Genomic DNA, 22,358 nt, shown 5'->3' with positions numbered 1-22,358 from the left:
CGGGCGGGAGCCAACTGGCTACAGGATCCGGGTGACCTGTTCGGCGGTGGCGATCGCGTCGCGGCGGGACGGGTCGAGGTTGGCGCACACCACCACGGACGCGCCGGCGGAGAGCGGGGCGAGCAGCCACTTCAGCGGCTGCTCGTGCTCGGCGGCGTCGACCAGCAGCCGGTCGCCGGCGCGCAGGTCCAGCATCTCGGCGATGCCCTGGGCGATCGCGCCCCACTCGCCGTAGGTGGTGCCGTCCGCGCTGGCCGGGTCCGACGGGTGGATGGTGGTGTGGTCGGGCGGGGCGTCGCCGTGCCGGAGCACCTCGGCCGACCAGTCGAGCCAGCCCACCGGCACATCGGCGATCGGGGCGGGCCCGGTGCCGACGAGGTAGCGGTGGGTGCCGTCGGGCACGTCCTCCAGCCAGTCGTCGAGGCGTTCCGGGGTCACGAAGACCGCGTCGTACGGCAGGTCGCCGCCGGGTTCGAGGACCGGCAGGCCGGCGGTGGCCCGGGGCCGGAACGACACCGCCATCCCGACCGCCCACGCGCCCAGCAGCACCGCGGCGGTGCGCCAGTGCGGCGGCAGCAGCACCGCGACCCGGCTGCCCGGGCCGAGCCGGCAGCCGTCGCGCAGCAGGCTGGCGGCACCGGCCGCCCAGCCGCCGAGCTGGCTGGCGGTGAGGTCGACCCGCTCACCCGTCGCGTCGTCGCGGTAGGTGAGCAACGGGCGGTCGGCGTCCGCGGCCGGCCCGTCGGCGCGTAGTGCGTGGTCGGTGTGGATCGCCGGCGGGCCGCTGAGCGGGGCCGGCAGGTCGGTCGCGATGGTCGGTTGCATCTCCACGCTCCCCGGGACGACTTCGCGGTCAGCCTACCCATCGGCGCAACGATCGACTTTGGTCACCGGCCGGTGGGCCGAGGACGGTATCGGCTGGCCGGATGGCGTGGCCAGGATCCGAGGTGACCCCCGCACCGCCGAGGAGCGCCCATGCCGCAGGAGCACCGCCCCGCCGCAGAACACCACCGTGCCAGCTCCGCGACCGTCGAACAGCCCAGCGCCGGCCGGCTACCCGTGCGGCGCCGGCTCGTACCGGTCCTTGCGCTGCTGGTGCTCGCCCCGTGGGCCGCCGAGTGTTCGTGGGGCGGCTTCACCCTCGACGACTTTCTCCCGGTGGTGGTCTTCCTCGGCCCGATGTACGGCGGAGCGGCGATCCTGATCCGGGAGACCGCCCGGCACCTCGGCGGCGGTTGGCCGGTGATCGTGCTGCTCGCCGCCGCGTTCGGCGTGGTCCAGGCCGGCCTGGTCGACCAGTCGCTGTTCAACCCCGACTACCTGGACGACACGGAGTACGCCGAGGCCCAGGCGACCGCAGCGGCGACGCTGGTGCCCGGGCTCGGATTCAGCCTCCGGCAGGCGTTCGACTACGTCGGCAACCACATCATGCTGACCATCTGCGCGCCGATCGCGATCGTCGAGTCGTACCTCGGGGCGGGCCGGCGGCTGCGGCCGTGGCTGGGCCGGCCGGGCCTGGTGGTGGTCACGCTGCTCTGGCTGGCCGGCAGCCTTCTGATCTTCTCCGACGAGAGTGGCCGGAAGGGCTTCCTGGCCAGCCCGCTCCAGCTGGCCTTCGCCGTCGCAGTGATCCTCGTCCTCGTCGGCGCGGCCCTGCTGCCCCGCTGGCGATCGCTGGCAGCTCCGCGTACCGCCCGGGCACCGCGCCCGATCCTGGTGGCACTGCTGGTGCTGGTCGCCCACCTCGGCACCGCCCTGGCGCCCGGGTGGGTGGGGGTGGGCATCGCGCTGGCGGTCGCCGCCGTCGTCGGGGGGCTGATCGTGCGCTGGTCCGGGCGCGCCGGCTGGGGGCAGCGGCACGTGCTCGCGGCCGGCTCGGCCAGCGTGGTCTCCGCCGCCGCGTTCGCGTACCTCGTGCCGCCGTACGCGCCGGCGTCTGCGGCGGCGGCGTTGACCGGCGACATCGCGGTCAGCGTGGTCACGTTCGCCCTGATCGGTGGCGCCTGGTGGCGGCTGCGCCGCGCTTCGCCGACTGTTCACGTCCCCGCAAGCTGATGCTCCCCCACGGGTGTCAGCCTCCGTCCGGGCATGACCTTACGGAGGAAGTCCTTGACACTCAGAAGAGCATTTACGGCGCTCACTGCGGCCGGTGTCGCGGCCGCCAGCCTGACCGGTGCCGCCCCGGCGTCGGCGGGCGGGCACCACCCGGGCAAGCCGCTCGCCTTCGACCGGGTCGCCACCTACCCGGTCTTTGAGAACCGGCCGGCCGGCGAGGACCCGGCGACCCCGACGGTCGCCGAGATCTCGGCGGTCAGCGAGGACGGCCGCACCCTGATCCACACGGACGCGCTGGCCCGCCGGATCGGCTTCCTCGACATCTCCCGGGCCGACCGTCCGCACGGCCTCGGCACTCTCTCCCTGGCCCAGCTCGGCAACGCCGAGGACGAGCCCACGTCGGTGGCCGTGGTCGGCAGGTACGTGCTCGTGGTGGTGAACACCAGCAGCAGCTACACCGAGCCGTCCGGCCGCCTCGACGTGATCGAGCTGGCCACCCGCAAGCGGGTCAAGAGCTTCGACCTCGGCGGTCAGCCCGACTCGATCGCGATCAGCAGGAACAAGCGGTACGCCGCCATCGCGATCGAGAACGAGCGCGACGAGGAGGCCACCCCGCCCGGCGGCGAGGAGGGCGACCTGCCCCAGCTCCCGGCTGGCTTCGTGCAGATCGTCGACCTGACCGGCACGTCGCCGGCCGGTTGGCGGTTGCGGCCGGTCCCGCTGACCGGCGCCAACGGTCAGGCGCTGCCCACCCTGGTCCAGGCCGGCCTCGCCGCGCCGACCGACCCGGAGCCGGAGTACGTCTCGATCAACAGCCGCGACGAGCTGGCGGTGACCCTCCAGGAGAACAACGGCGTCGCCCTGATCGACCTGCCCACCGGCCGGATCACGAAGGTGTTCAGCGCCGGGACCGCCACGATCAGCGGGATCGACACCAAGAAGGACGGGGTCATCGACCTCACCGGGTCGATCACCGACGTGCCGCGCGAGCCGGACGCGGTCTCCTGGATCGACGACCGCTACCTGGCGACGGCGAACGAGGGCGACTGGCGGGGCGGCAGCCGGGGCTGGTCCGTCTTCGACAGCCGCACCGGGCGGGTCGCCTGGGACGCCGGCAACAGCTTCGAGCGGCTCGCCGTCACCTACGGCCTGCACAACGAGGACCGGGCCGGCAAGAAGGGCACCGAGCCGGAGGGCGTCGCCGTCGCCGAGTACGACGGCGTGCGGTACGCGTTCGTCGGCTCGGAGCGGAGCAACTTCGTCGCCGTCTACGACCTGAGCCGCCCGACCGCACCGGTGTTCAAGCAGGTGCTGCCCACCACGAACGGGCCGGAGGGGCTGCTGCCCATCCCGTCGCGCGGCCTGCTCGCGGTCTCCAGCGAGGAGGACGACGCCTCGGTCAACGTCCGCGCCTCGGTCTCGCTCTTCCAGCTGGGCAAGGGCACTCCGGCCTTTCCGAGCATCGTCTCCGGCACCGACCGGGCCGGCACGCCGATCGGCTGGGGGGCGCTCGGCGCGCTGACCGCGGCACCCGGCAAGCGCGACCAGCTCTACAGCGTCACCGACGCGGCGTACAGCCAGACCCGGATCCTCACTGTCGACGTGAAGCGGACTCCGGCCGTGATCACCGGCGCGCTGCCGGTGCTGGACGCGACCGGCGCGCCGGTCGGGTACGACGCCGAGGGCATCTTCGCCCGCCCGCAGGGCGGCTTCTGGCTCGCCGTCGAGGGCGCCACGGGCGCGGAGAACAAGCTGGTCCGCCTCGACGCCGCCGGGGTCACCCGGCAGACCGTCGCACTGCCCACCGAGGTCGCCGCCGGCCTGGCCAAGCAGGGCCTGGAGGGGGTCACCGCGACCACCGACCGGCAGGGCCGGGAGATCGTCTGGGTGGCCGTGCAGCGGGAGCTGAGCACCGACCCGGCCGGCGTGGTCCGGCTGGGCCGGTACGACGTCACAGCCGGCACCTGGAGCTGGTTCGGTTACCAGTTGGGCAGCACCACCGTGCCGGGTGACTGGATGGGACTTTCCGAGATCACCGTGGTCGGCGACCGCCTCGCGGTCATCGAGCGGGACAAGCTGAACGGCCCGGCCGCCACGGTGAAGCGGATCTACACCGTGCCGCTGCCTGGCGGAGCTGCGGCGCCCGGCCCGCTGCGTGTGCTGCCGAAGACGCTCGCGGTCGACGTGCTGCCCGCGCTGCGCGCCACCAACGGGTGGACGCAGGAGAAGCTCGAGGGCGTGACCGTGGCCGGCAACGGCGAGGTGTACGCGATCACCGACAACGACGCGGTCCAGGACGCCACCGGCGAGACGGTCCTGCTGCGGCTCGGGTCCAGCCGGAAGGTCTTCGGGCGCGGCTGACCCGTTCGGCGGCCCGGCAGCGGCCGGCCGGGACCGCCCACGGCCCGGCGTCCACCACAGGTGGGCGCCGGGCCTTCGCCGATCATGCAGTTGTGGTGCCTCGCGAACCGGGCACAGCAGGGCTGGTCGGGCACCACGGGTGCATGATCGACGGGGCGAAGCGCGTCAGGGGCGGCGCAGCAGGTGGCGGGTGCGGCGGCCGGCGTCGACGAAGCCCAGCCGGCGGTAGAGGGCGGCAGCCGGGTTGTCGTCGTTGACGCAGAGCCAGGCCTCGCCGGCCCCGTCGCCCGCCAGCGAGCGCAACGCCCGCGCCACCAGGTAGGCCCCGACCCGCCGCTTTCGCCACTCCGGGACGACGCCCACCTGGTCGATCCAGGTGCCGATGACGTTGACGAAGCCGACCGGGCGCCCGTCCGGCCCCCGGGCCAGCAGGGACAGGTCCGGCCGGTACTCGTCGTCCTCGCGCAGCTCGCCCAGCCACTCCTCGGCCTCGGGAGCGCGGAAGCCGGGCCGGTCGGCGAAGGACGCCTGGTAGGTCACGAACAGCTCCGGGCCGGCGTCCCAGGTCACCGGCTCGGCACGTAGGCCCTCGGGAGCCGCCACGTCCGGGAGGGTGCCCAGGTCGTGCCGCTGCACCCACTCGACGAAGGTCCGGTCGAAGCCGCGCGCCGCGAACAGCGCCTCCGCGCCCGGGCTCCACGTTTCGGTGGTCACCAGCAGCTCCTCGCCGCCAACCTGCTCGCCCGCCCAGCTCAGCAGCCGGCCGCCGAGGCCCCGCCCGCGCCAAGCCGGGTGTACGAGGCCGGTCATCGAGACCGGGCGCCGGTCGGTGCCCACACCGACGGCCGCCACGAGCTCGCCGTCGTGCCAGGCGCCGAGGGTACGGGCCTGGAGCAGCCGCGCCCGCAGCAGCGGCGACTGGACGATCAGTGGCAGTCCCCCGTCGGCCGCGAGACAGGCCTGGGCCAGCCCGGTCAGGGCCGGCAGGTGCTCTTCGCCGTAGGGCTGCCAGGTAAGAGTCGTCGGGTCCACCGTCGTCCGTCCTCCGCGCCGCGGCCCCGCCGGCCGCGTTCCGGTGAGTCAGTAGGCGCGAGGCGGGGCACCGCCGTCAACCGGATTCGGGCGGCCCAGGCGTACGAGGCTGGCGGGACGCCGACGACCCGGCCGCGCTGGCGGCCGGGAAGTTCGGGACGATAGGGGCGCCTCGCCGGTCACGCAGCGCGACCTCGCCGGACCGCCAACCCACTCGCTCCGGCCCCTTTGCTCTGCGACCACGATCCGTAGCCACACGTTGCGTCACCTGAGCGCTTCGCTCCGACCGGGCGGCACGGTGCCGAGAACGGAATTCAGGGGGCCGGCAACTCCGGGCCGCCGTCGAGCACCGGAGCGAGCAGGTCGCCGGACTTCTCCACCCGATTGAGCACCTCGGTGGCGGTGTACGGCTTCGTCGCCGGACGCTTGCCCGCCGCGCCCGCCTCGACCTCGTCCCAGGTCAGCGGCGTCGACACCGACGGCGCCGCCTGGGCCCGCAGCGAGTAGGGCGCCACCGTGGTCTTCGCCGCGTTGTTCTGGCTCCAGTCGATGAAGATCTTGCCGGGGCGCAGGTTCTTCGCCATCTTCGACACGATCAGTTTCGGGTGCGCCCGCTCCAGCTCCTGGGCGATCCGCCGGGCGTAGGCGGAGACGTCGTCGGCGGACTGGGTGCCGGCGACCGGGCAGCAGAGCTGCATCCCCTTCTTGCCGGAGGTCTTCGGATAGCTGTCGATGCCGTCGTCGGCGAGCCGGTCACGCATCAGCACCGCGACCGCGCAGCACTCCTTCAGCCCGGCGGGCGCCCCCGGATCCAGGTCGACCACCATCATGTCCGGGTGCTGGCCGACCTTCCACTGCGGCGTGTGCAGCTCCAACGCGGCGAGGTTCGCCAACCAGACCAGGGTCGGCAACTCGTCGCAGACCACATAGTCGATGGTCTCCCGCCCCTTGCTCGACCCCGGCGCGGGCAGCGTCTCGGTCCGGACCCAGTCCGGGGTCGCCGCCGGCTTGTTCTTCTCGAAGAACGAATTGCCGTCGACCCCGTTGGGGAAGCGGATCCGGGTCAGCGCCCGATCCTGCAGGTGCGGCAGGAGCACGGGCGAGATCCGGGTGTAGTAGTCGATCACCTCACCCTTGGTGAACCCTGCGCCCGGATAGAGCACCTTGTCCAGGTTGGACAGTTCCAGGGAACGCCCCTCCACGTCCACCCGCAACCGGTCAGCCGGCATCATCGACCTCCTCGGGTGGTTTGTCCGGTCGCAGCCGGAGCACCCGGGGGAACCGTAACCGCCCGTCCGGGGTGCGCTGGCCGTACTTCACCTCCACCACGACCCGGGGAGTTACCCAGATCGCGCCCCGGGCATCCTCGCGGGGCACGTCGCCCGCGAACGGCGAGCCGGGGGCGCGCAGCGGCTCCAACTCGGCGAGGAGCTGCCGCTCGATGGCCGCGCCGATCCCACCACCGACCCGGCCACGGTAGGTGAGCCGCCCGTCCGGGCGGGGCACCCCGACGAGCAGCCCGCCGATCCGGCGCGCGCCCGGCCGCCAGCCGCCGACCACGAAGTCGCCGGTCACCTCCAGCTTGACCTTCACCCAGTCCGGCGAGCGCACCCCGGGCCGGTAGACCGATCCGACCCGCTTGGCCATCACCCCCTCCAGGCCGTGCTCCCCGGCGGCCTGGTAGGTGGCCGGACCGTCGGGAAAGACCGGCGGGACCGCCCACCGGGCGCCACCCAGCGCCAGGCCGTCCAGGGCCTCCCGGCGGCGTTCGTACGGCCAGCCGGTCAGGTCCTCGCCGTCCAGCCGGAGCAGGTCGAAGATCATGTAAGTGACCGGCATGACGGCCGCCAGCCGGGCCGCCTTGTTCCGGTCCCGCACGTGCATCCGCTCGGCCAGGGCGGTGAACGAGGGCTGCCCGGTCTCGCCGAGCAGCACCACCTCGCCGTCGAGCAGCGCGTCGCCCACCTGGTCACGTAGGGACGCCAGTTCCGGGTACGCGGCGGTGATCTCCACGCCGGAGCGGGCGTAGAGGTGCTGTCCACCGCCGGAGATGTCGGCGAGCGCGCGGACCCCGTCCCACTTGAACTCGTACGCCCAGCCGGCGCCCGCCGGGAGCTGCCCGGTCATCGCGAGCATCGGCTTGAGCGGCGCGCCGGGCACCCAATGACTGTAGTTCGCGGCGGAAGTCCTCGCGCCCGCTTCGATCGTTTGCGATCCTGGTCATTACGCGGGGAGAGGAGCCAGCATGCGCGCCATCTGGAAGGGAGCGGTCTCGTTCGGGCTGGTCTCGATCGCGGTCAAGCTCTACTCCGCCACGGAGGAGAAGGACATCCGGTTCCACCAGGTGCACCGGGAGGACGGCGGCCGGATCCGCTACAAGCGCACCTGCTCCGTCTGTGGCGAAGAGGTCACCTACGACGACATCGCCAAGGGCTACGACATCGGCGGCGGGGAGATGGTGATCCTCACCGACGAGGACTTCGCCGAGCTGCCGCTGACCACCTCGCACGCGATCGACGTGCTGGAGTTCGTCCCGGCCGAGCAGGTCGATCCGATCCTCTACAACAAGGCCTACTTCCTCGAGCCGGACGGCGCGGCGACCAAGCCGTACGTGCTGCTGCGGGACGCGCTGACCGACTCCGAGCGGGTGGCCATCGTCAAGGTGGCGCTGCGCCAGCGGGAACAGCTGGCCACCCTGCGGGTCCGCGAGGGCGTGCTGCTGCTCAACACCATGCTCTGGCCCGACGAGGTGCGTACCCCCGACTTCGGCTTCCTCGACGAGGACCTCAAGGTCCGGCCGCCGGAGCTGGCGATGGCCAGCTCGCTGATCGACTCGATGGCCGGCGACTTCGAGCCGGACGCCTTCACCGACGACTACCGGGCGGCGTTGCAGGAGGTCATCGACGCCAAGGTCGAGGGCCGGGAGGTGGTCCAGCCGGAGGAGGTCGAGGAGGCCCCGGCGGCGGCCGTGGACCTGATGGCCGCGCTGAAGGCGTCCGTGGAGCGGGCCCGGGCGGCGCGCGGCGAGGAGCCGGCCCGCGGTGGCGGCGGCGCCGAGCCGACCCCGATCTCGTCGGCCCGCTCCGCCCAGAAGGCCGCCGCGCAGAAGAAGGCGGCGAAGGCGCCGGCCAAGAAGACCGCCGAGAAGAAGGCCGCACCGAAGAAGGCGGCGGCGAAGAAGACCGCCGCGAAGAAGACCACCGAGGCCGAGAAGAAGGCCGCGCCCAAGAAGACGGCGGCGAAGAAGACGGCCCGCAAGACCGCCTGACTGCTCAGCCCCGGCCGAGCTTCTCGGTCAGGGTGACCTGGACGATCACCCGCTCGTCGCCCTCCCGGCGGAACGGGTAGGTGTCCTCGCCGAGGTACTTCTTCGCCATCCGGTCGATGTGCGCGTCGGCGTCGCCCGGCACCAGCTCGGCGGTGCCCTTCACCCAGAGCGTGCGGAAGTCGTCGGCCTTGTCGACCACGGAGATCGCGACCTCCGGGTTGCGGCGGATGTTCTCGTACTTCACCCGTCCCTTGACCGTGTTGAACAGGATGTGCTCGCCGTCGGTGTCCACCCAGACGGGCGTGACGTGCGGGCTGCCGTCCGCCTCGATGGTCGCCACGTGCGCGAGCTGGGGCTCGGCCAGCAGGGCCAGGTCGTCGTCGGTGAGGATCGCCATGGCCGAAATCTACCGGCGGGGCGACCGGCTCACCGGCGTCCCGGGCCAACTCGGGGTTTGCCTTGACGCCGACGGCAAGGTCTAGCGTCGGACGCGACGCCAGCGGCGAGGGAGGTCCGATGCTCATCGGTGAACTGGCGGAACGCGCCGGCACCAGCACCCGGGCGTTGCGCTACTACGAGACGCACGGGCTGGTCCGCCCGGCCCGCTCGGCAAACGGCTACCGGGTCTACGACGAGGCGGAGCTGCATGTCGTACGCGAGATCCGGGCGCTGCTCGCGGTCGGATTCGGGTTGGACGACATCCGACCGTTCGTCGCCTGCCTGCGCGCCGGCAACACCTCCGGGCACGTCTGCCCGGATTCCGTGGCGGTGCTGCGCCGCAAACTCGCCGAGGTCGACGCCGGCATCGACCGGCTGCACACGGTCCGGCGGGAGCTGCGGGACCAGCTCGCCCACGCCATCGCCGAACGGGAGAGAACATGCCTGAGGTTGCGCAACACGCCCTGATCACGGTGACCGACGAGACGTTCGCCAGCACGGTGCTCGGCGCCGACCGGCCCGTGGTGCTCGACGTCTGGGCGGAGTGGTGCCCGCCCTGCCACGCCATCTCCCGCAGCCTCGCCGAGCTGGCCGGGGAGTTCGCCGGGCGGCTGAGCATCGCCACCCTCAACTCGGACGAGAACCCGCAGACCACCCGCCGCTACCAGGTCATGTCGCTGCCGACCCTGTTGATCTTCCGCCACGGTGAACTGGCCGGCTCGATCGTCGGGTCCCGGCCGAAGAACCACCTGCGCGCGGCGCTGGAGCGGCACCTGGAGGCGTGAGGAGCCGGGGAGCGGCCCGGCCCGTGGCGCGCCGGCTGTCCGGTTCCGGCCGCGGGCCGGTCGCCCCCTCCGGGTACGCTCCGCCGGCCATCCGCCACCGGAGGAGACCCCGATGCCGTACACCCCTGACCTGGACCGGTTGCTGACGCCCGGTGCCCGCTTCGCCGACGAGCACGGCGCGTACGTGGTCGAGGCGTACCCGGTGGGCGACATCGTGCTGCCGACCGGCCGGGTGGTGGGCTGTGACCCGCTGGTCTGCCCGGAGGCCGAGCCGTTCACCGTCACGGTCGCCCCCGGCAGCTACCCGGCCCGGGCGTGGGTGGCCGCGGTGCTCCGCGACGATGCCGAGGTGGACCGGCGGGTGGCCGCGCTCGAGCTGGTGGTCTCGGACGAGCCGACGGTCCGCTGGGAGCTGGCGCTCGTCGACGACCAGGACGTGTCGACCCTCGGCGCGGACGACTACTTCGGCTACGGGGTGGACGCCGGCACCGGCACGCTCGCCGACCCGGCGGCGCTGAGCGTGCTGGAAGGTTGGGAGTACGACCAGGTCGAGGAGGTCTTCATCCCGGATGAGCTGCCGACGGCGCCGGTGCCAGGGTTGATCACGGCGGTGCTGGACGAGGCGACCGGCGCGAACGTCGTCACGGTCAGCTCCGGTTGGGGCGACGGCTGCTACGGCACCTGGATCGGCCGGTCCGCCGACGGCCGAGTCACCTCGTTCGTGACCGACTTCATGGTGGTGCCGGGATAGGCGGGGCTCCCGCGACGCGCCCAGTGATCAACACTGGTCCGGGGAGGGCACGGTTGGCGTCCGGGCGGGTACCGTGTGCGTCGACTTTCCCCCCGGCCCCGGGCCGGCCACACCTTCGCAGCAGGGAGTCGACGCCGTGAGCGAGCGTACGCAGAACCGGACCAAGTCGGAGCGGCGGCTGGCCGCCCAGTTGGCCGCGCAGAAGGCGGCCGAGGCGAAGCGCCGCCGGCAGGCGTGGCTGGGCGGGCTCGCCGGCCTGGCCGTGGTGGCGGTGCTGGTCACCGTCTTCGTGATCGTCGGCCAGGGGGGCGACGACGACGCCGCGCCGCAGGCCGACGCGTCCCCGTCGGCGACCGCTCCGGCCGACGACGCCGCCGCGTCGCCCGGCGCGCCGCCCGCCCCGCAGCTGCCCGAGGGCGCCGACCCGGCGCTGGGCACCAAGCCGACGGTCACCGCCGGCAAGGGCGAGCTGAAGAAGCTGACCGTCACCCCGCTGATCAAGGGCACCGGGCCGGCGGTGAAGGCCGGCCAGACGATCACCACGAACTACGTCGGCGTCTTCTACAAGGATGCCAAGGAGTTCGACGCGTCCTGGAACACCGGCCAGCCGGCCAGCTTCCCGATCGGCGTCGGGCAGGTCATCAAGGGCTGGGACCAGGGCCTGGTCGGGGTCACCGTGGGCAGCCGGGTGCAGCTCGACATCCCGGCCGAGCTGGCATACGGCAACGACGCTTCGGGCGGCCGGCCGGCCGGTCCGCTGCGCTTCGTGGTGGACGTGCTGGCCGCGCAGTAGGTCGAACCGCCCCGGTTGGTCAACTTCCCGCGATGCGGTTGACCAACAGAGGGCTTCCGACCCGTCACACACACCCAGTAGGTTCGTGGTCACCCTGGATGGTCCCACCGTCCAGGGTGTACCCGGATGCGAACCCGGAGGTGCACGTGACGGCGTTGGACGAACCTGGGCGCACCGCCCGACTGATGTGGACGCACTACGAGCCGGTGCACGCGGTCACCTACTTCCACCCCCGGGCCAGGTCCGCCTTTGAGGCGGTCGGGCTGCGCGGCTACTGGCGGGGCTACTTCGCCGGCCGGGCCGCTCCGCTCGGCCCGACCGAGGCCGCCCCGGTGATCGCCGCCTTCTTCACCTTCGCCCCGCCGATGGTGACCCGGGCGTTGCCGGCCGTCTGGCGGCTGGCCACCCCGCAGGAGGCGCTGCGGGCCCGGCTCACCGGCGCGGTGCAGGCGCTGGCCGAGTTCACCTACGAACTGCCCGAGGAGCACCTCACCGAGGCGGCCGACCTGCTCGAGGCGGCGGCCGGCGCGGCGGACAACGCCGGCCGGGTGCTCGGCGCCGCCAACGCCGCGCTGCCCGCCGGCGAATACCCGCTGGCCCGGCTCTGGCAGGCCGCCACGACGCTGCGCGAGCACCGGGGCGACGGGCACATCGCCGCCCTCGTCGCCGCCGACCTCGACCCGGTGGAGGCGCTGACCTGGCGGGTCGCGCTCGACATCCCCGCCCAACACCTGCTCGGGCGGGGCTGGACCGAGGAGCAGTGGGCCGCCGCGCGCGACCGGCTGCGCTCCCGGGGCTGGCTCACCCCCGACGGCGAGCCCACCGAACGCGGGCGGGTCGGCTTCCAGGCGGTCGAGGACGCCACCGACGCCGCGGCCGCCCGACCGTGGCAGGCGCTCGGCGCGGACCGCACCGACCGGCTGCGCGAGCTGCTCGAACCGGTCGCCCGGCGCTGCCACTCGGTGATCCCGGCGCAGAGCCCGATCGGCCTGCCCGCACTGCCGGCCTGAGCCCGCGCCACCCCGCCGGGTCCGCCCGGGCCCGCCCGGCTGACCGGCGGCCCGCGGTCGGGCAGGATGGGGCACGTGGCGGATGCGGTGGTCTTCGACCTGGACGGCGTGATTGTGGACTCCGAGCCGGTCTGGGAGGAGGTCCGGCGAGCGTACGTGGCGACCCACGGCGGCACCTGGCAGCCGGACAGCCAGCGCCGGCTGATGGGGATGAGCACCGGCGAGTGGGCCCGGTACCTCAGCGACGAGCTGGGCGTGTCGCGTACCGCCGAGCAGGTGGCGGTCGAGGTGGTCGACGAGATGACCCGGCGTTACGCGGCGCACGTACCGCTGATCGACGACGCCGACCGGGTGGTGCGCCGGCTGGCCGCGCGGTGGACGCTGGGGCTGGCCAGCTCCTCGCCCACCCGGTTGATCGCGGCCACGCTGACCGCCACCGGGCTGACCGACGCGTTCGGCGCGACGCTCTCCACCGAGGAGACCGAGCGCGGCAAGCCGGCGCCGGACGTCTACCTCGCCGTGGCGCGGCGGCTCAAGGTCGATCCGGCCCGGTGCGTCGCCGTGGAGGACTCCTCCAACGGGGTGCGTTCGGCGGCCGCCGCCGGCATGCGGGTGGTGGCGGTGCCGCACGGCTCGTACCCGCTGGATCCGGACGCGGCGGCGCTCGCCGCGGTCACTCTCGGCTCGATCGACGAGCTGACCCCGGAGACCGTCGACCGGCTCGGCTGATCCGGGTCGTCCCCGCTGCCGCCTGCCGTCCGCCGGTCGCCTGGTTGTCCGGTTTCCGGAGCAGCGAAGATCGGCATGAGCCCGGTGCGGTCGGGTACCGCAGCCGACGACGCCCTTCCGGCCCCGGAGTGCGTCGGGAGTGAGGAGACCGCGATGAAGGCGATCGTGTACGAGCGCAACGGCGACCCGTCGGTGCTCCAGCTGGTCGACCGGCCGGTGCCGGAGCCCGGGCCGGGCGAGGTCCTGGTCCGGATGGCCGTCTCCGGGGTGAACCCGACGGACTGGAAGGCCCGGCAGCAGTCCCCGTTGCCGGCCGGCTGGCAGATCCCCGGTCAGGACGGCGCCGGGGTGATCGAGGCGGTCGGCGAGGGCGTCGAACAGGAGTTGACCGGCGAGCGGGTCTGGATCTGGGAGGCGGCCTGGCAGCGCCCGTGGGGCACCACAGCCGAGTACACCGTGGTCCCGGTCCGGCACACGGTGCGCCTCGGCGACGCCTCGTTCGACCTGGGCGCCTGCCTCGGCATCCCGTTCCTCACCGCGCACCGCTGCCTGACCGCCGGCGAGTACATGCCGGATGCGCTGCGCGCCGGTGCGCTGACCGATCACACGGTGCTGGTCCAGGGCGGGGCCGGCGCGGTGGGCAATGCGGCGATCCAGCTCGCCCGGTGGGCCGACGCGACCGTGATCGCCACGGTGAGCAGCGCGGAGAAGGCGCAGCTGGCGGCGGCGGCCGGCGCCTCCTTCGTGATCAACTATCGGGAGCAGGACGTGGTCGAGGAGGTCCGAAAGATCTCCCCCGACGGGGTGCACACGATCGTCGAGGTCGCGCCGGCGAAGAACGCGACCACCGACGTACAGGTGTTGCGCCACGGCGGTGCGGTCTGCGTCTACGCCAACGACGGCGGAACCGAGGTGACCCTGCCCGTCCGCGATCTGATGAGGCCGAACGCCCGCTGGCAGTTCGTGATGGTCTACACCGTGCCGAAGGCGGCCAAGGCGCAGGCGGTCGTCGACGTGGCCGCGGCCGCCGCCCAGGCTGGCATCCGGGTCGGCGAGGACGCCGGGCTGCCGCTGCACCACCACCCGCTCTCCGCGGCCGCGGCGGCGCACCAGGCCGTGGAGAACTCCGTGGTCGGGAAGGTCCTGATCAGCACCAGCGACCAGTGACCCGGACGAGAAGATTTCGCGTCATCGGGACGTAGGCGAACAACTCTCGCAATAATGGCATTGCGGGTAACCCCGCATGGAACGGGCGGCCCCGGCGCGGTGCGAACGCCGGGGCCGCCCCTGGGGAGGAACGTCTTCAGGAGTGCTCCTACCCAACAGGCGACAGCCCGCAGAAAAACGTTACGGCGCGGTCAGCTCCCGGACGGCCAGTTCCCCCTCGGCGTACCGCGAACGGACGACCTTCTTGTCGAACTTGCCGACGCTGGTCTTCGGCACCGCGTCGATGAAGGCCCAGCGCTCGGGCAGCTGCCAGCGGGCCACCGAGGCGGAGAGGAAGTCGCGTAGCTCCTCGGCGCTGACCGTCGCACCCTCGCGGACCACGACGGTGGCCAGTGGCCGCTCGTCCCAGCGCTCGTCCGGCACCCCCACCACGCAGGCTTCCAGCACGGCCGGGTGCGCCATCAGCGCGTTCTCCAGCTCCACCGAGGAGATCCACTCACCGCCGGACTTGATGACATCCTTGGCCCGGTCGGTCAGCGTGATGTAGCCGTCCGCCGAGAGGGTGCCCACGTCGCCGGTGCGCAGCCAGCCGTCGCGGAACTTCTCCTCCTCGGGCGTCTCGTCGCCGACGTACCGCGCGGTCACCCACGGGCCGCGGACCTCCAGCTCCCCCACGGACGCGCCGTCGGCGGGCAGCGGCTCCGCCGACGGCCCGACGATCCGCGCCTCGACCCCGGCCGGCACCCGGCCCTGGGTGTAGCGGTAGCGCCAGGCCTCGTCACCGGTCGCGCCGGCCGGCGGCCGGGAGACCGAGCCGAGCGGGGACATCTCCGTCATCCCCCAGGCGTGGATGACCTGGATGTCGTGCCGCTCGGCGAACGCGTGCATCAGCGACGGCGGGCAGGCGGAGCCGCCGACGATGACCTCCTTGAGCGACGAGGTGTCCACCTCGTGGCTGTCCAGGTAGGCCAGCAGATCGGTCCAGATGGTGGGCACCGCCCCGGCCAGGGTGGGCCGCTCTGCGGCGATCATCTCGGCGATCGGCGCGGCCTGGAGGAACCGGTCCGGCATGATCAGCGAAGCGCCGGAGAGGAAGGCCGCGAACGGCAGCCCCCAGGACATCGCGTGGAACATCGGCACGATGGCCAGCTCCCGGTCGGTCGGCCCGAGGCCGAAGCCCTCCGGCATGCAGACCTGCAGCGAATGCAGATAGATCGACCGGTGCGAGTAGGCGACGCCCTTCGGGTTGCCCGTGGTCCCGGAGGTGTAGCAGAGCGCGGCGGCGTCGCGCTCGTCCACCTCGGGCCAGTCGTAGGTCTCGGGGCGGCCGGCGAGCAGCGCGTCCCAGTGGTGCACGGCGATCCGGTCACCGGCCGCCTCGACCAACGGGGCGGGGTCGCCGCCGCCGACCACGACCACGTGCCGCACCGTGGTCATCTGGCCGATCACCCGGGCCAGCAGCGGGATCAGCGTGGTGTCGACCAGCACCACCCGGTCCTCGGCGTGGTTGGCGATGTAGGCCACCTGGTCGGGAAAGAGCCGCAGGTTGAGAGTGTGCAGCACGGCGCCCATGCTCGGCACCGCGAAGTAGGCGACCAGGTGCTCGTTGTTGTTCCACATGAAGGTGGCGACCCGCTCGTCGCCGGTCACGCCGCACTCGGCGCGCAATCCGTGGGCGAGCCGGGCGGCGTCGCGGCCGACTTCGGCGTACGTCATCCGGCGGGGTTCGGCGCCGGTCCACGTGACCACCTCGGCGGTGCCGTGCACGGTGGCGCCGTGTTCGAGGATCCGGGCGACCTGGAGGGGGGCGTCCATCATCGTGCTACGCATGGGTCACAAGCTAGTGTCGCCGGTCACATGTTGGGAACCCCGGAAATCCGCCCGGTCCCGGCCGCGGCTCGTAAATTGTCCGGATGAGCATCTCCTGGGCCGACTCGTACGTGGGGCAGCTGCGCGCGCTCGCCGGGGACCGGACGCTGATGTTCGTCGGGGCCCGGGCGGTGGTGCGGGACAACGCCGGTCGGGTGCTGCTGATCCGGCGCTCGGACAACGGCCAGTGGGCGATGCCGGCCGGCGCGATGGAGCTGGGCGAGTCGATCGCCGACTGTGCCGTACGCGAGGTCCGCGAGGAGACCGGCCTGCGGGCGCTGCGGGTGTGCGCGTTCGCCCTCTACACCGGCCCGGACCGCACCCACACCAACATGTACGGCCACACCTACCAGATCTTCACCACCGCGTTCCGGGTCGAGGAGTGGGACGGCACGCTGGCCCGGGTGACCGACGAGACCACCGACGCGGCCTTCTTCCACCGCGAGCAGTTCCCGGCCCCGCTGTCGGCCTCCGTCCACGAGACCCTCGCCGACCTGGACGTCTTCGAACAAACCAACCGCCTCATCCTCAAATAACCCCGACCCCCTCCCGCCCAACCCCCCCGACCTCCCGGTGATCAAGAGCTTTGCGTCAGTCCGGCACCGGATCCTGACGCAAAGCTCTTGATCAACAGGCCGGGATCACCAGGCCGTCCCGGCCTGGGCCGGGACGGCCTGGGCCGGGACGGCCTGGGCCGGGACGGCCTGGGCCGGGACGGCCTGGGCCGGGACGGCCTGGGCCGGGACGGCCTGGGCCGGCACGCGGGGCGGTTAGATCATGGTTTGGGACTTGGCCTCCATGTCGGCGATGGCCTCGTCCTTCGACTCCTTGGTGAGCGGCTTGCCCCCGGCGGCGGGGGCCTTGCCGCCGAGCGGGTCGGCGCCGCCGGTGGCGCCCTCCGGGCCGGTGCCGCGCAGCTGAGCGTTCGGCATCGCGAGCGTGACCAGCACGGCCAGGGTGGCGATCAGACCCGCGGTCAGGAAGACCAGGTGCAGCCCCTCGACGAAGGAACTCTGGATCGCTGCCCGGACCGGCCCGGGCAGCGCCATGATGGTCGCCGGGTCGTTGATCGAGATGTTCGCGCCGCCGCTCGCCCGCACCGCGGCCTGCTGGTCCGGTGGCAGCTGGGCGATCGCGCCCGGCAGCCGGTCGGCCAGCGCGCCGTTGAGCCGCGAGGAGAGCACGGTGCCGAGGATCGCCACCCCGAACGAGCCGCCGAGCGACCGGAAGAAGGTCGCCGAGGAGGTGCCCGCGCCCAGGTCGCGTACGGCGACGGCGTTCTGCACCGCGAGGATCAGCGACTGCATGCAGAGGCCCAGCCCGACGCCGATCACCACCATGTAGGCGAACGCCTCCCAGAGCGACGTGTCCACGTGCAACCGGGTGAAGAGCAGCATGCCGGCGAGCAGCACCACCGAACCGGCCACCGGGAACCACTTGTACCGCCCGATCCGGCTCATCGCCCGGCCGGTGAGGATCGAGGTGAAGATGATGCCGGCCATCATCGGCAGCATCAGCAGACCGCTCTTGGTGGGCGAGGCGCCCTTGACGATCTGCAGGTAGAGCGGGATGAAGATGATCGACCCGAACATCACCAGACCGAGCACGAAACCGCCGCTGTTGGCCAGTGCGAAGGTACGGCTGCGGAACAGCCGCAGCGGCAGGATCGGCTCGGCGACCCGCGACTCCTGGAGCAGGAAGAGCACGCCGAGCACCGCACCGGCGGCGAAGAGCCCGATGATCACACCGGAGCCCCAGGCGTACTCGTTGCCGCCCCAGCTCAGCGCCAGCAACAGCGAGCTGACCCCGGCCACCAGCAGTCCCGCGCCGACCCAGTCGACGGCGTGGTTGCGGCGCTCGAACGGGATCAGTCGCATCACGTGGTAGCAGACCACGATGGCCAGGATGGCCAGCGGCACGTTGATGTAGAAGATCCACCGCCAGTTGGTCTCCGCGAAGTACCCGCCGACCAGCGGGCCGGCCACCGACGAGATGCCGAAGACCGCGCCGAACAGGCCCTGGTAGCGGCCCCGCTCCCGGGGTGAGACCACGTCCGAGATGATGGTGAACGCGAGCGTCATCAGACCACCGGCGCCCAGGCCCTGGATGCCCCGGGTGAGGATCAGCTGGGTCATGTTCTGCGAGAGCCCGGCCAGCAACGAACCGACCAGGAACGCGCCGATCGAGAAGAGGAAGACCGGTCGGCGTCCGTACAGGTCGGCCATCTTGCCGTACAGCGGGGTCGACGCGGTCGACGCGAGCAGGTAGGCGGTCACCACCCACGAGTAGTGGTTGATCCCACCCAGCTCGCCGACGATGGTCGGCAGGGCGGTACCGACGATGGTCTGGTCGAGGGCGGCCAGCAGCATGCCGGTCATCAGGCCGATCATGAGCAGCCGGATCTGCTGGCGGTTCAGCACCGGCGCGGCGGAGGCTTCGGTGGTCATCTCGCCTTCTTTCCCGACCCTCGCGGAACATGCGCCGAGACCGGGAAAAACCCGCCCACCGCGTAACGGGGCCGATCATGGAGTTGGCGGCACGCCGCCGGCGGTGTCAGGACGACGCGCCGGCGGCGGTGTCGGGCAGCCCGTGGCCGGCGGGTCGGGCGGCCAACTCCATGATCGACGGGGTCAGGCGGCGAAGGTTTCAGTGATCTTCTGGCAGAAGGCGGGCAGGTCGTCGGGTTTGCGGCTACTGGTCAGGTTGCCGTCGGTGACGCACTCCTCGTCCACCCAGGTCGCGCCGGCGTTGACGAGGTCGGTACGCAGGGTGGGCCAGGAGGTGATCCGCCGGCCTCGCACCACGTCGGCCTCGATCAGCGTCCACGGCCCGTGGCAGATCACACCGACCGGCTTCCCCGCGTCGAAGAACGCCCGGACGAAGCGGACCGCGTCCTCATCGCCGCGCAGGAAGTCGGGGTTCGCCACCCCGCCGGGCAGCACCAGGGCGTCGTAGCCACCGGCGTCCGCCTCGGCCACCGTCACATCCACGTCGTACGGCTTGGCGGGGTCAAGGTGGTTGAAGGACCGGATCGAGCCGGGCTTCAACGAGATCAGCTCCGCCGAGGCGCCGGCCTTCTCCACCGCCTCGCGCGGCTGGACGTACTCGACCTCCTCCACGCCGTCGGCGGCGAGGAAGGCGATCCGCTTGCCGCGCAGGGTCGTCGCTGCCATCTTGCTGCTCCTCTCTCCCGGGGTATGACCGAATTCCTTCCCGGGCGGCACCGGGCGAAACCAGACAAGCGGTGACGCCGACCACCAGCCGCCGATCGACGGCGGGATCGACCGGGGTCGACGGGCGGCCAGGTTTGACCCACCAGGCCCGGGGGATCCGGCAGGGCATGGCAGGAGCAGCAGCGGAACAGCGCCGGCTCGCCACGGTCGTGGACAGCTGGCGGGGACGGCCGGTCCTGGTCATCGGCGACGCCATGCTCGACGAGTGGCGGTTCGCGGAGTCCGAACGGCTCTGCCGGGAGGCGCCCGCCCCGGTGCTCACCCTCCGCCGGCGAATCTCCGCGGCCGGCGGGGCGGCGAACACCGCGGTGAACGTGGCCGCGCTCGGTGGGCTGGCGGCGCTGGTCGCCCCCGTCGGCGCCGACGTCGCCGGCGACGAGGTCCACGACTGCCTGGACCGGGCCGGAGTCTGGGACCGCACCGTCAACCAGCCCGGCCGACCCACGCCGGTGAAGCGACGGATGCTGGCCGGGAACCAGATCCTGCTCCGGGAGGACTCCGGCGAGCCCGACGACGCGCTCGACGCGGACGGGGTCGCCCGACTGCTCACCGCCCTGGACTGCGCCACCGAGGAGCTGCGCGCCGCCGCCGGCGGGGAGCCGCCCACCCTGGTCGTCTGCGACTACGGCCTCGGCGCGCTGCCCGCGCCGGTGCGCGCCTGGCTGGTCGCCCACCGGGAGCGCTACGCCACGGTCGCGCTGGACGCGCACGACCTCGCCGACTGGCGCGGCCTCGCCCCGACCGTGGTGACCCCGAGCTTCGCCGAGGCGACCCGGCTGCTGGCCCGCGCGGGCGGCTCCGCCCCGCGTACCGCCGGCGGTCAGCTGCACCTCGATCACCCGGACCACGACCCGGCCGACGGTCCATCGGAGCTGACCGTCGGAGCCGCACCCGGCGCCCGGGCTCTCCGCGAGCACGACCCGTCGGCGGGCCCCGACGACCCGGCGGTCACCGGGGCCGGCAGCCTCGACGGCGTGGTCGGCGCGGATCCGACCGCTGGCGCGGCTCGGGCCGACCGGATCGGGCCCACCGGCGAGCCGACACCCGGCGAGGGCCGGGTGGCGATGACCGGTGACGGACTGAGCGTGACCGGCGCCGGAGTCACGGTGAACGCGACCGCCGGCGAGGGCGTCAACCGGGCAGTGCTGGCCGAGTCGCGCCTGGCCGAGCTGCGCGCGCACACCGGCGCGGACGTGGTGGCGGTGACCCTGGACACCGAGGGCGCGGTGGTCGGCGGGGCCGACGGCGAGCCGCGACGTAGCCACAGCACCCCCGTGCCGGCCAGCCACGCGGTCGGGGCCGGGGACGCGTACCTGGCGGCGATGACGTTGGCGCTGGCCGCGGACGCGCCGCTGCCGACGGCCGCCCAGCTCGCCCAGCTGGCCGCGACGATCACCGTCTCGGACACCGGCACCTGTGTCTGCCGTCGGCAGGACCTGCTCAGCGCGCTGGAGATCCCGAACGAGGACGCCGGGAGCCCGGCGGTGGTCGGTCCGGAGGAACTCGCCACGATCGTCGACGAGCACCGGCGCTCCGGCCGGCGGGTGGTCTTCACCAACGGCTGCTTCGACGTGCTGCACCGTGGGCACGTGCGCTACCTGGAGCAGGCCCGTACGCTCGGCGACCTGCTGGTGGTGGCGGTGAACGCCGACGGCAGCGTCCGCCGGTTGAAGGGGCCGGACCGCCCGGTGAACCCGGTCGAGGACCGGGCGGCTCTGCTCGCGGCGCTCTCCTGCGTGGACCACGTGGTGGTCTTCGAGGAGGATTCGCCGGCCACGCTGATCGAGACCGTCCGCCCCGACGTCTACGTCAAGGGCGGCGACTACCCGCCGGAGATGGTGCCGGAGGCGCCGCTGGTCCGCCGGCTGGGCGGCCAGGTCCGCACCCTCGGCTACGTGCCGGACCGCTCCACCTCGCAGATCATCGAGCGGATCCGCGCGCACAGCCAGGAGCGGGAACCGGACTCGTCGTTGACCAGCAAGCCGTCGTGAACCGGCCGCTCGACCCGGGCGATCCGGAACAGTTCCGCGCCGACCGGCTGGTCGACGTGCTGATCCCGACCCGGAACCGCCCCGCCGAGCTGGCGGTCACCCTCGCCGGGCTGGCCGCGCAGGACGGGGTGCCCGGATTCGGCGTGGTGGTCAGCGACCAGTCCGACGGGGAACCGGCGTACGCCCACCCGGCCGCTGCCACGATGGCCCGCGCGTTGCGACACCGCGGTCACCCGGTGCTGCTCACCCGCCGGCTGCCCCGACGCGGGCTGGCCGAGCACCGGGCCTACCTGCTGGCCGCCTCGACCGCCCGTTACGTGCTCTTCGTCGACGACGACGTCTGGCTGGAACCCGGAACGCTGCACCGGCTGGTGACCGCCCTGACCGAACTCGGCTGCGGGTTCGTGGGCAACGCCGTGCACGGTCTCTCCTATCGCGACGACGTCCGACCGGAGACGCACGGGCACTACGAGGAGTGGATCGACCCACCCGTGCCGGAGCGGATCCGACCGGGCACCCCCGAGTGGAACCGGGCGCGGATCCACTCGGCGGCGAACCTGCTGCACGTCACCGGAAAGCTGGCCCTGCCCCCTGGCGCCTGGCGGGCGTACAAGGTCTCCTGGGTCGGCGGTTGCGTGCTCTACGACCGGGCGAAGCTGGTCGACTCGGGCGGCTTCGAGTTCTGGCGGCGGGTGCAGGAGCGGCACCAGGGCGAGGACGTGGCCGCCCAGCTCGCGGTGCTGGCCCGGCACGGCGGCGCGGGCGTGCTGCCCAGCGGGGCGTACCACCTGGAGTCGCCGACCACCGTCACCGAGCGGGACGTGGAGGCGTGGGAGGTCGTGCTCGCCGACGAGGACGCCCCACAGCCGGCGTGAG

General features: G+C 72.9%; 21 protein-coding genes. 13 read left to right on the top strand and 8 right to left on the bottom strand.

The window, feature by feature from the left end:
- Positions 1-18 precede the first annotated feature (18 nt).
- The gene (locus ACIP9D_RS07320) at positions 19-825 is read right to left on the bottom strand and encodes a TIGR03089 family protein (protein WP_350867910.1); all 807 of its coding nucleotides are present in this window, start codon (positions 823-825) and stop codon (positions 19-21) included.
- Between the two features lie 150 nt (positions 826-975).
- Here ACIP9D_RS07320 and ACIP9D_RS07315 point away from each other — a divergent pair, with 150 nt between their 5' ends.
- Entirely contained in the window at positions 976-2,055 is a 1,080-nt protein-coding gene (locus ACIP9D_RS07315; protein WP_350867912.1) for a hypothetical protein, read from the top strand.
- Positions 2,056-2,109: 54 nt separating this feature from the next.
- The gene (locus tag ACIP9D_RS07310) at positions 2,110-4,416 is read left to right on the top strand and encodes an esterase-like activity of phytase family protein (protein WP_350867914.1); all 2,307 of its coding nucleotides are present in this window, start codon (positions 2,110-2,112) and stop codon (positions 4,414-4,416) included.
- A 165-nt stretch (positions 4,417-4,581) separates the two neighbouring features.
- Here the strand turns inward: ACIP9D_RS07310 and ACIP9D_RS07305 are convergent, their stop codons facing one another.
- The 3 genes from ACIP9D_RS07305 to ligD (ACIP9D_RS07295) all read right to left on the bottom strand — a co-directional run bounded on the left by ACIP9D_RS07305 (position 4,582) and on the right by ligD (ACIP9D_RS07295) (position 7,608).
- Positions 4,582-5,448, bottom strand: a complete 867-nt coding sequence (locus ACIP9D_RS07305) for a GNAT family N-acetyltransferase (RefSeq protein ID WP_350867916.1) — start codon at positions 5,446-5,448, stop codon at positions 4,582-4,584.
- A 314-nt stretch (positions 5,449-5,762) separates the two neighbouring features.
- Positions 5,763-6,677, bottom strand: coding sequence for a non-homologous end-joining DNA ligase (gene ligD / locus ACIP9D_RS07300; RefSeq protein ID WP_350867918.1), 915 nt, complete (start codon positions 6,675-6,677; stop codon positions 5,763-5,765).
- On the bottom strand, positions 6,667-7,608 hold the full coding sequence (ligD, locus tag ACIP9D_RS07295; protein ID WP_350867920.1) for a non-homologous end-joining DNA ligase: 942 nt from the start codon (positions 7,606-7,608) through the stop codon (positions 6,667-6,669). Before ligD (ACIP9D_RS07295) ends, ligD (ACIP9D_RS07300) begins: the two co-directional genes overlap by 11 nt.
- Before the next feature lie 85 nt (positions 7,609-7,693).
- Between ligD (ACIP9D_RS07295) and ACIP9D_RS07290 the strand changes: the two genes are divergently transcribed.
- On the top strand, positions 7,694-8,716 hold the full coding sequence (locus tag ACIP9D_RS07290; RefSeq protein WP_350867922.1) for a Ku protein: 1,023 nt from the start codon (positions 7,694-7,696) through the stop codon (positions 8,714-8,716).
- A 4-nt stretch (positions 8,717-8,720) separates the two neighbouring features.
- Here ACIP9D_RS07290 and ACIP9D_RS07285 read toward each other — a convergent pair whose 3' ends face one another.
- On the bottom strand, positions 8,721-9,113 hold the full coding sequence (locus tag ACIP9D_RS07285) for a PPOX class F420-dependent oxidoreductase (protein ID WP_350867924.1): 393 nt from the start codon (positions 9,111-9,113) through the stop codon (positions 8,721-8,723).
- 119 nt (positions 9,114-9,232) lie between these two features.
- Here ACIP9D_RS07285 and ACIP9D_RS07280 point away from each other — a divergent pair, with 119 nt between their 5' ends.
- The 7 genes from ACIP9D_RS07280 (at position 9,233) to ACIP9D_RS07250 (ending at position 14,389) form a co-directional block, all read left to right on the top strand.
- Entirely contained in the window at positions 9,233-9,622 is a 390-nt protein-coding gene (locus ACIP9D_RS07280) for a MerR family transcriptional regulator (RefSeq protein ID WP_350867925.1), read from the top strand.
- Entirely contained in the window at positions 9,595-9,939 is a 345-nt protein-coding gene (locus ACIP9D_RS07275) for a thioredoxin domain-containing protein (protein WP_350867926.1), read from the top strand. Before ACIP9D_RS07280 ends, ACIP9D_RS07275 begins: the two co-directional genes overlap by 28 nt.
- A 112-nt stretch (positions 9,940-10,051) precedes the next feature.
- Entirely contained in the window at positions 10,052-10,690 is a 639-nt protein-coding gene (locus ACIP9D_RS07270) for a DUF4241 domain-containing protein (RefSeq protein WP_350867928.1), read from the top strand.
- 136 nt (positions 10,691-10,826) lie between these two features.
- Entirely contained in the window at positions 10,827-11,483 is a 657-nt protein-coding gene (locus ACIP9D_RS07265; protein WP_350867930.1) for an FKBP-type peptidyl-prolyl cis-trans isomerase, read from the top strand.
- A gap of 185 nt (positions 11,484-11,668) precedes the next feature.
- Positions 11,669-12,493, top strand: coding sequence for an SCO6745 family protein (locus tag ACIP9D_RS07260; protein ID WP_350868804.1), 825 nt, complete (start codon positions 11,669-11,671; stop codon positions 12,491-12,493).
- 75 nt (positions 12,494-12,568) lie between these two features.
- A complete protein-coding gene (locus tag ACIP9D_RS07255; protein ID WP_350867931.1) occupies positions 12,569-13,222 on the top strand; it encodes an HAD family phosphatase in 654 nt (217 codons plus the stop codon).
- A gap of 153 nt (positions 13,223-13,375) precedes the next feature.
- Entirely contained in the window at positions 13,376-14,389 is a 1,014-nt protein-coding gene (locus tag ACIP9D_RS07250; protein WP_350867933.1) for an NADPH:quinone reductase, read from the top strand.
- A gap of 180 nt (positions 14,390-14,569) precedes the next feature.
- Here ACIP9D_RS07250 and ACIP9D_RS07245 read toward each other — a convergent pair whose 3' ends face one another.
- On the bottom strand, positions 14,570-16,219 hold the full coding sequence (locus tag ACIP9D_RS07245) for a fatty acid--CoA ligase (protein WP_350867934.1): 1,650 nt from the start codon (positions 16,217-16,219) through the stop codon (positions 14,570-14,572).
- Positions 16,220-16,302: 83 nt separating this feature from the next.
- Here ACIP9D_RS07245 and ACIP9D_RS07240 point away from each other — a divergent pair, with 83 nt between their 5' ends.
- Positions 16,303-16,794, top strand: a complete 492-nt coding sequence (locus ACIP9D_RS07240; protein WP_350867935.1) for an NUDIX domain-containing protein — start codon at positions 16,303-16,305, stop codon at positions 16,792-16,794.
- 234 nt (positions 16,795-17,028) lie between these two features.
- Here ACIP9D_RS07240 and ACIP9D_RS07235 read toward each other — a convergent pair whose 3' ends face one another.
- Entirely contained in the window at positions 17,029-18,705 is a 1,677-nt protein-coding gene (locus ACIP9D_RS07235) for an MDR family MFS transporter (protein ID WP_350867937.1), read from the bottom strand.
- A gap of 183 nt (positions 18,706-18,888) precedes the next feature.
- Positions 18,889-19,431 (bottom strand): type 1 glutamine amidotransferase domain-containing protein, encoded by a 543-nt coding sequence (locus tag ACIP9D_RS07230; protein ID WP_350867939.1) that lies wholly within the window; start codon positions 19,429-19,431, stop codon positions 18,889-18,891.
- Between the two features lie 167 nt (positions 19,432-19,598).
- Here ACIP9D_RS07230 and rfaE2 point away from each other — a divergent pair, with 167 nt between their 5' ends.
- Positions 19,599-21,482: a D-glycero-beta-D-manno-heptose 1-phosphate adenylyltransferase gene (rfaE2, locus tag ACIP9D_RS07225; protein ID WP_350867941.1), complete on the top strand. Its 1,884-nt coding sequence runs from the start codon at positions 19,599-19,601 to the stop codon at positions 21,480-21,482.
- Positions 21,479-22,357 (top strand): glycosyltransferase family A protein, encoded by an 879-nt coding sequence (locus tag ACIP9D_RS07220; RefSeq protein ID WP_350867943.1) that lies wholly within the window; start codon positions 21,479-21,481, stop codon positions 22,355-22,357. The genes rfaE2 and ACIP9D_RS07220 overlap by 4 nt, the downstream gene beginning before the upstream one ends.
- Position 22,358 lies beyond the last annotated feature (1 nt).

This window comes from Micromonospora sp. NPDC093243, from assembly GCF_044753725.1.
In the GTDB taxonomy this organism is placed as follows: Bacteria; Actinomycetota; Actinomycetes; order Mycobacteriales; family Micromonosporaceae; genus Micromonospora.
The sequence above is the reverse complement of the archived record's forward strand: the minus strand, read 5'-3'. Positions and strand labels throughout refer to the sequence as shown.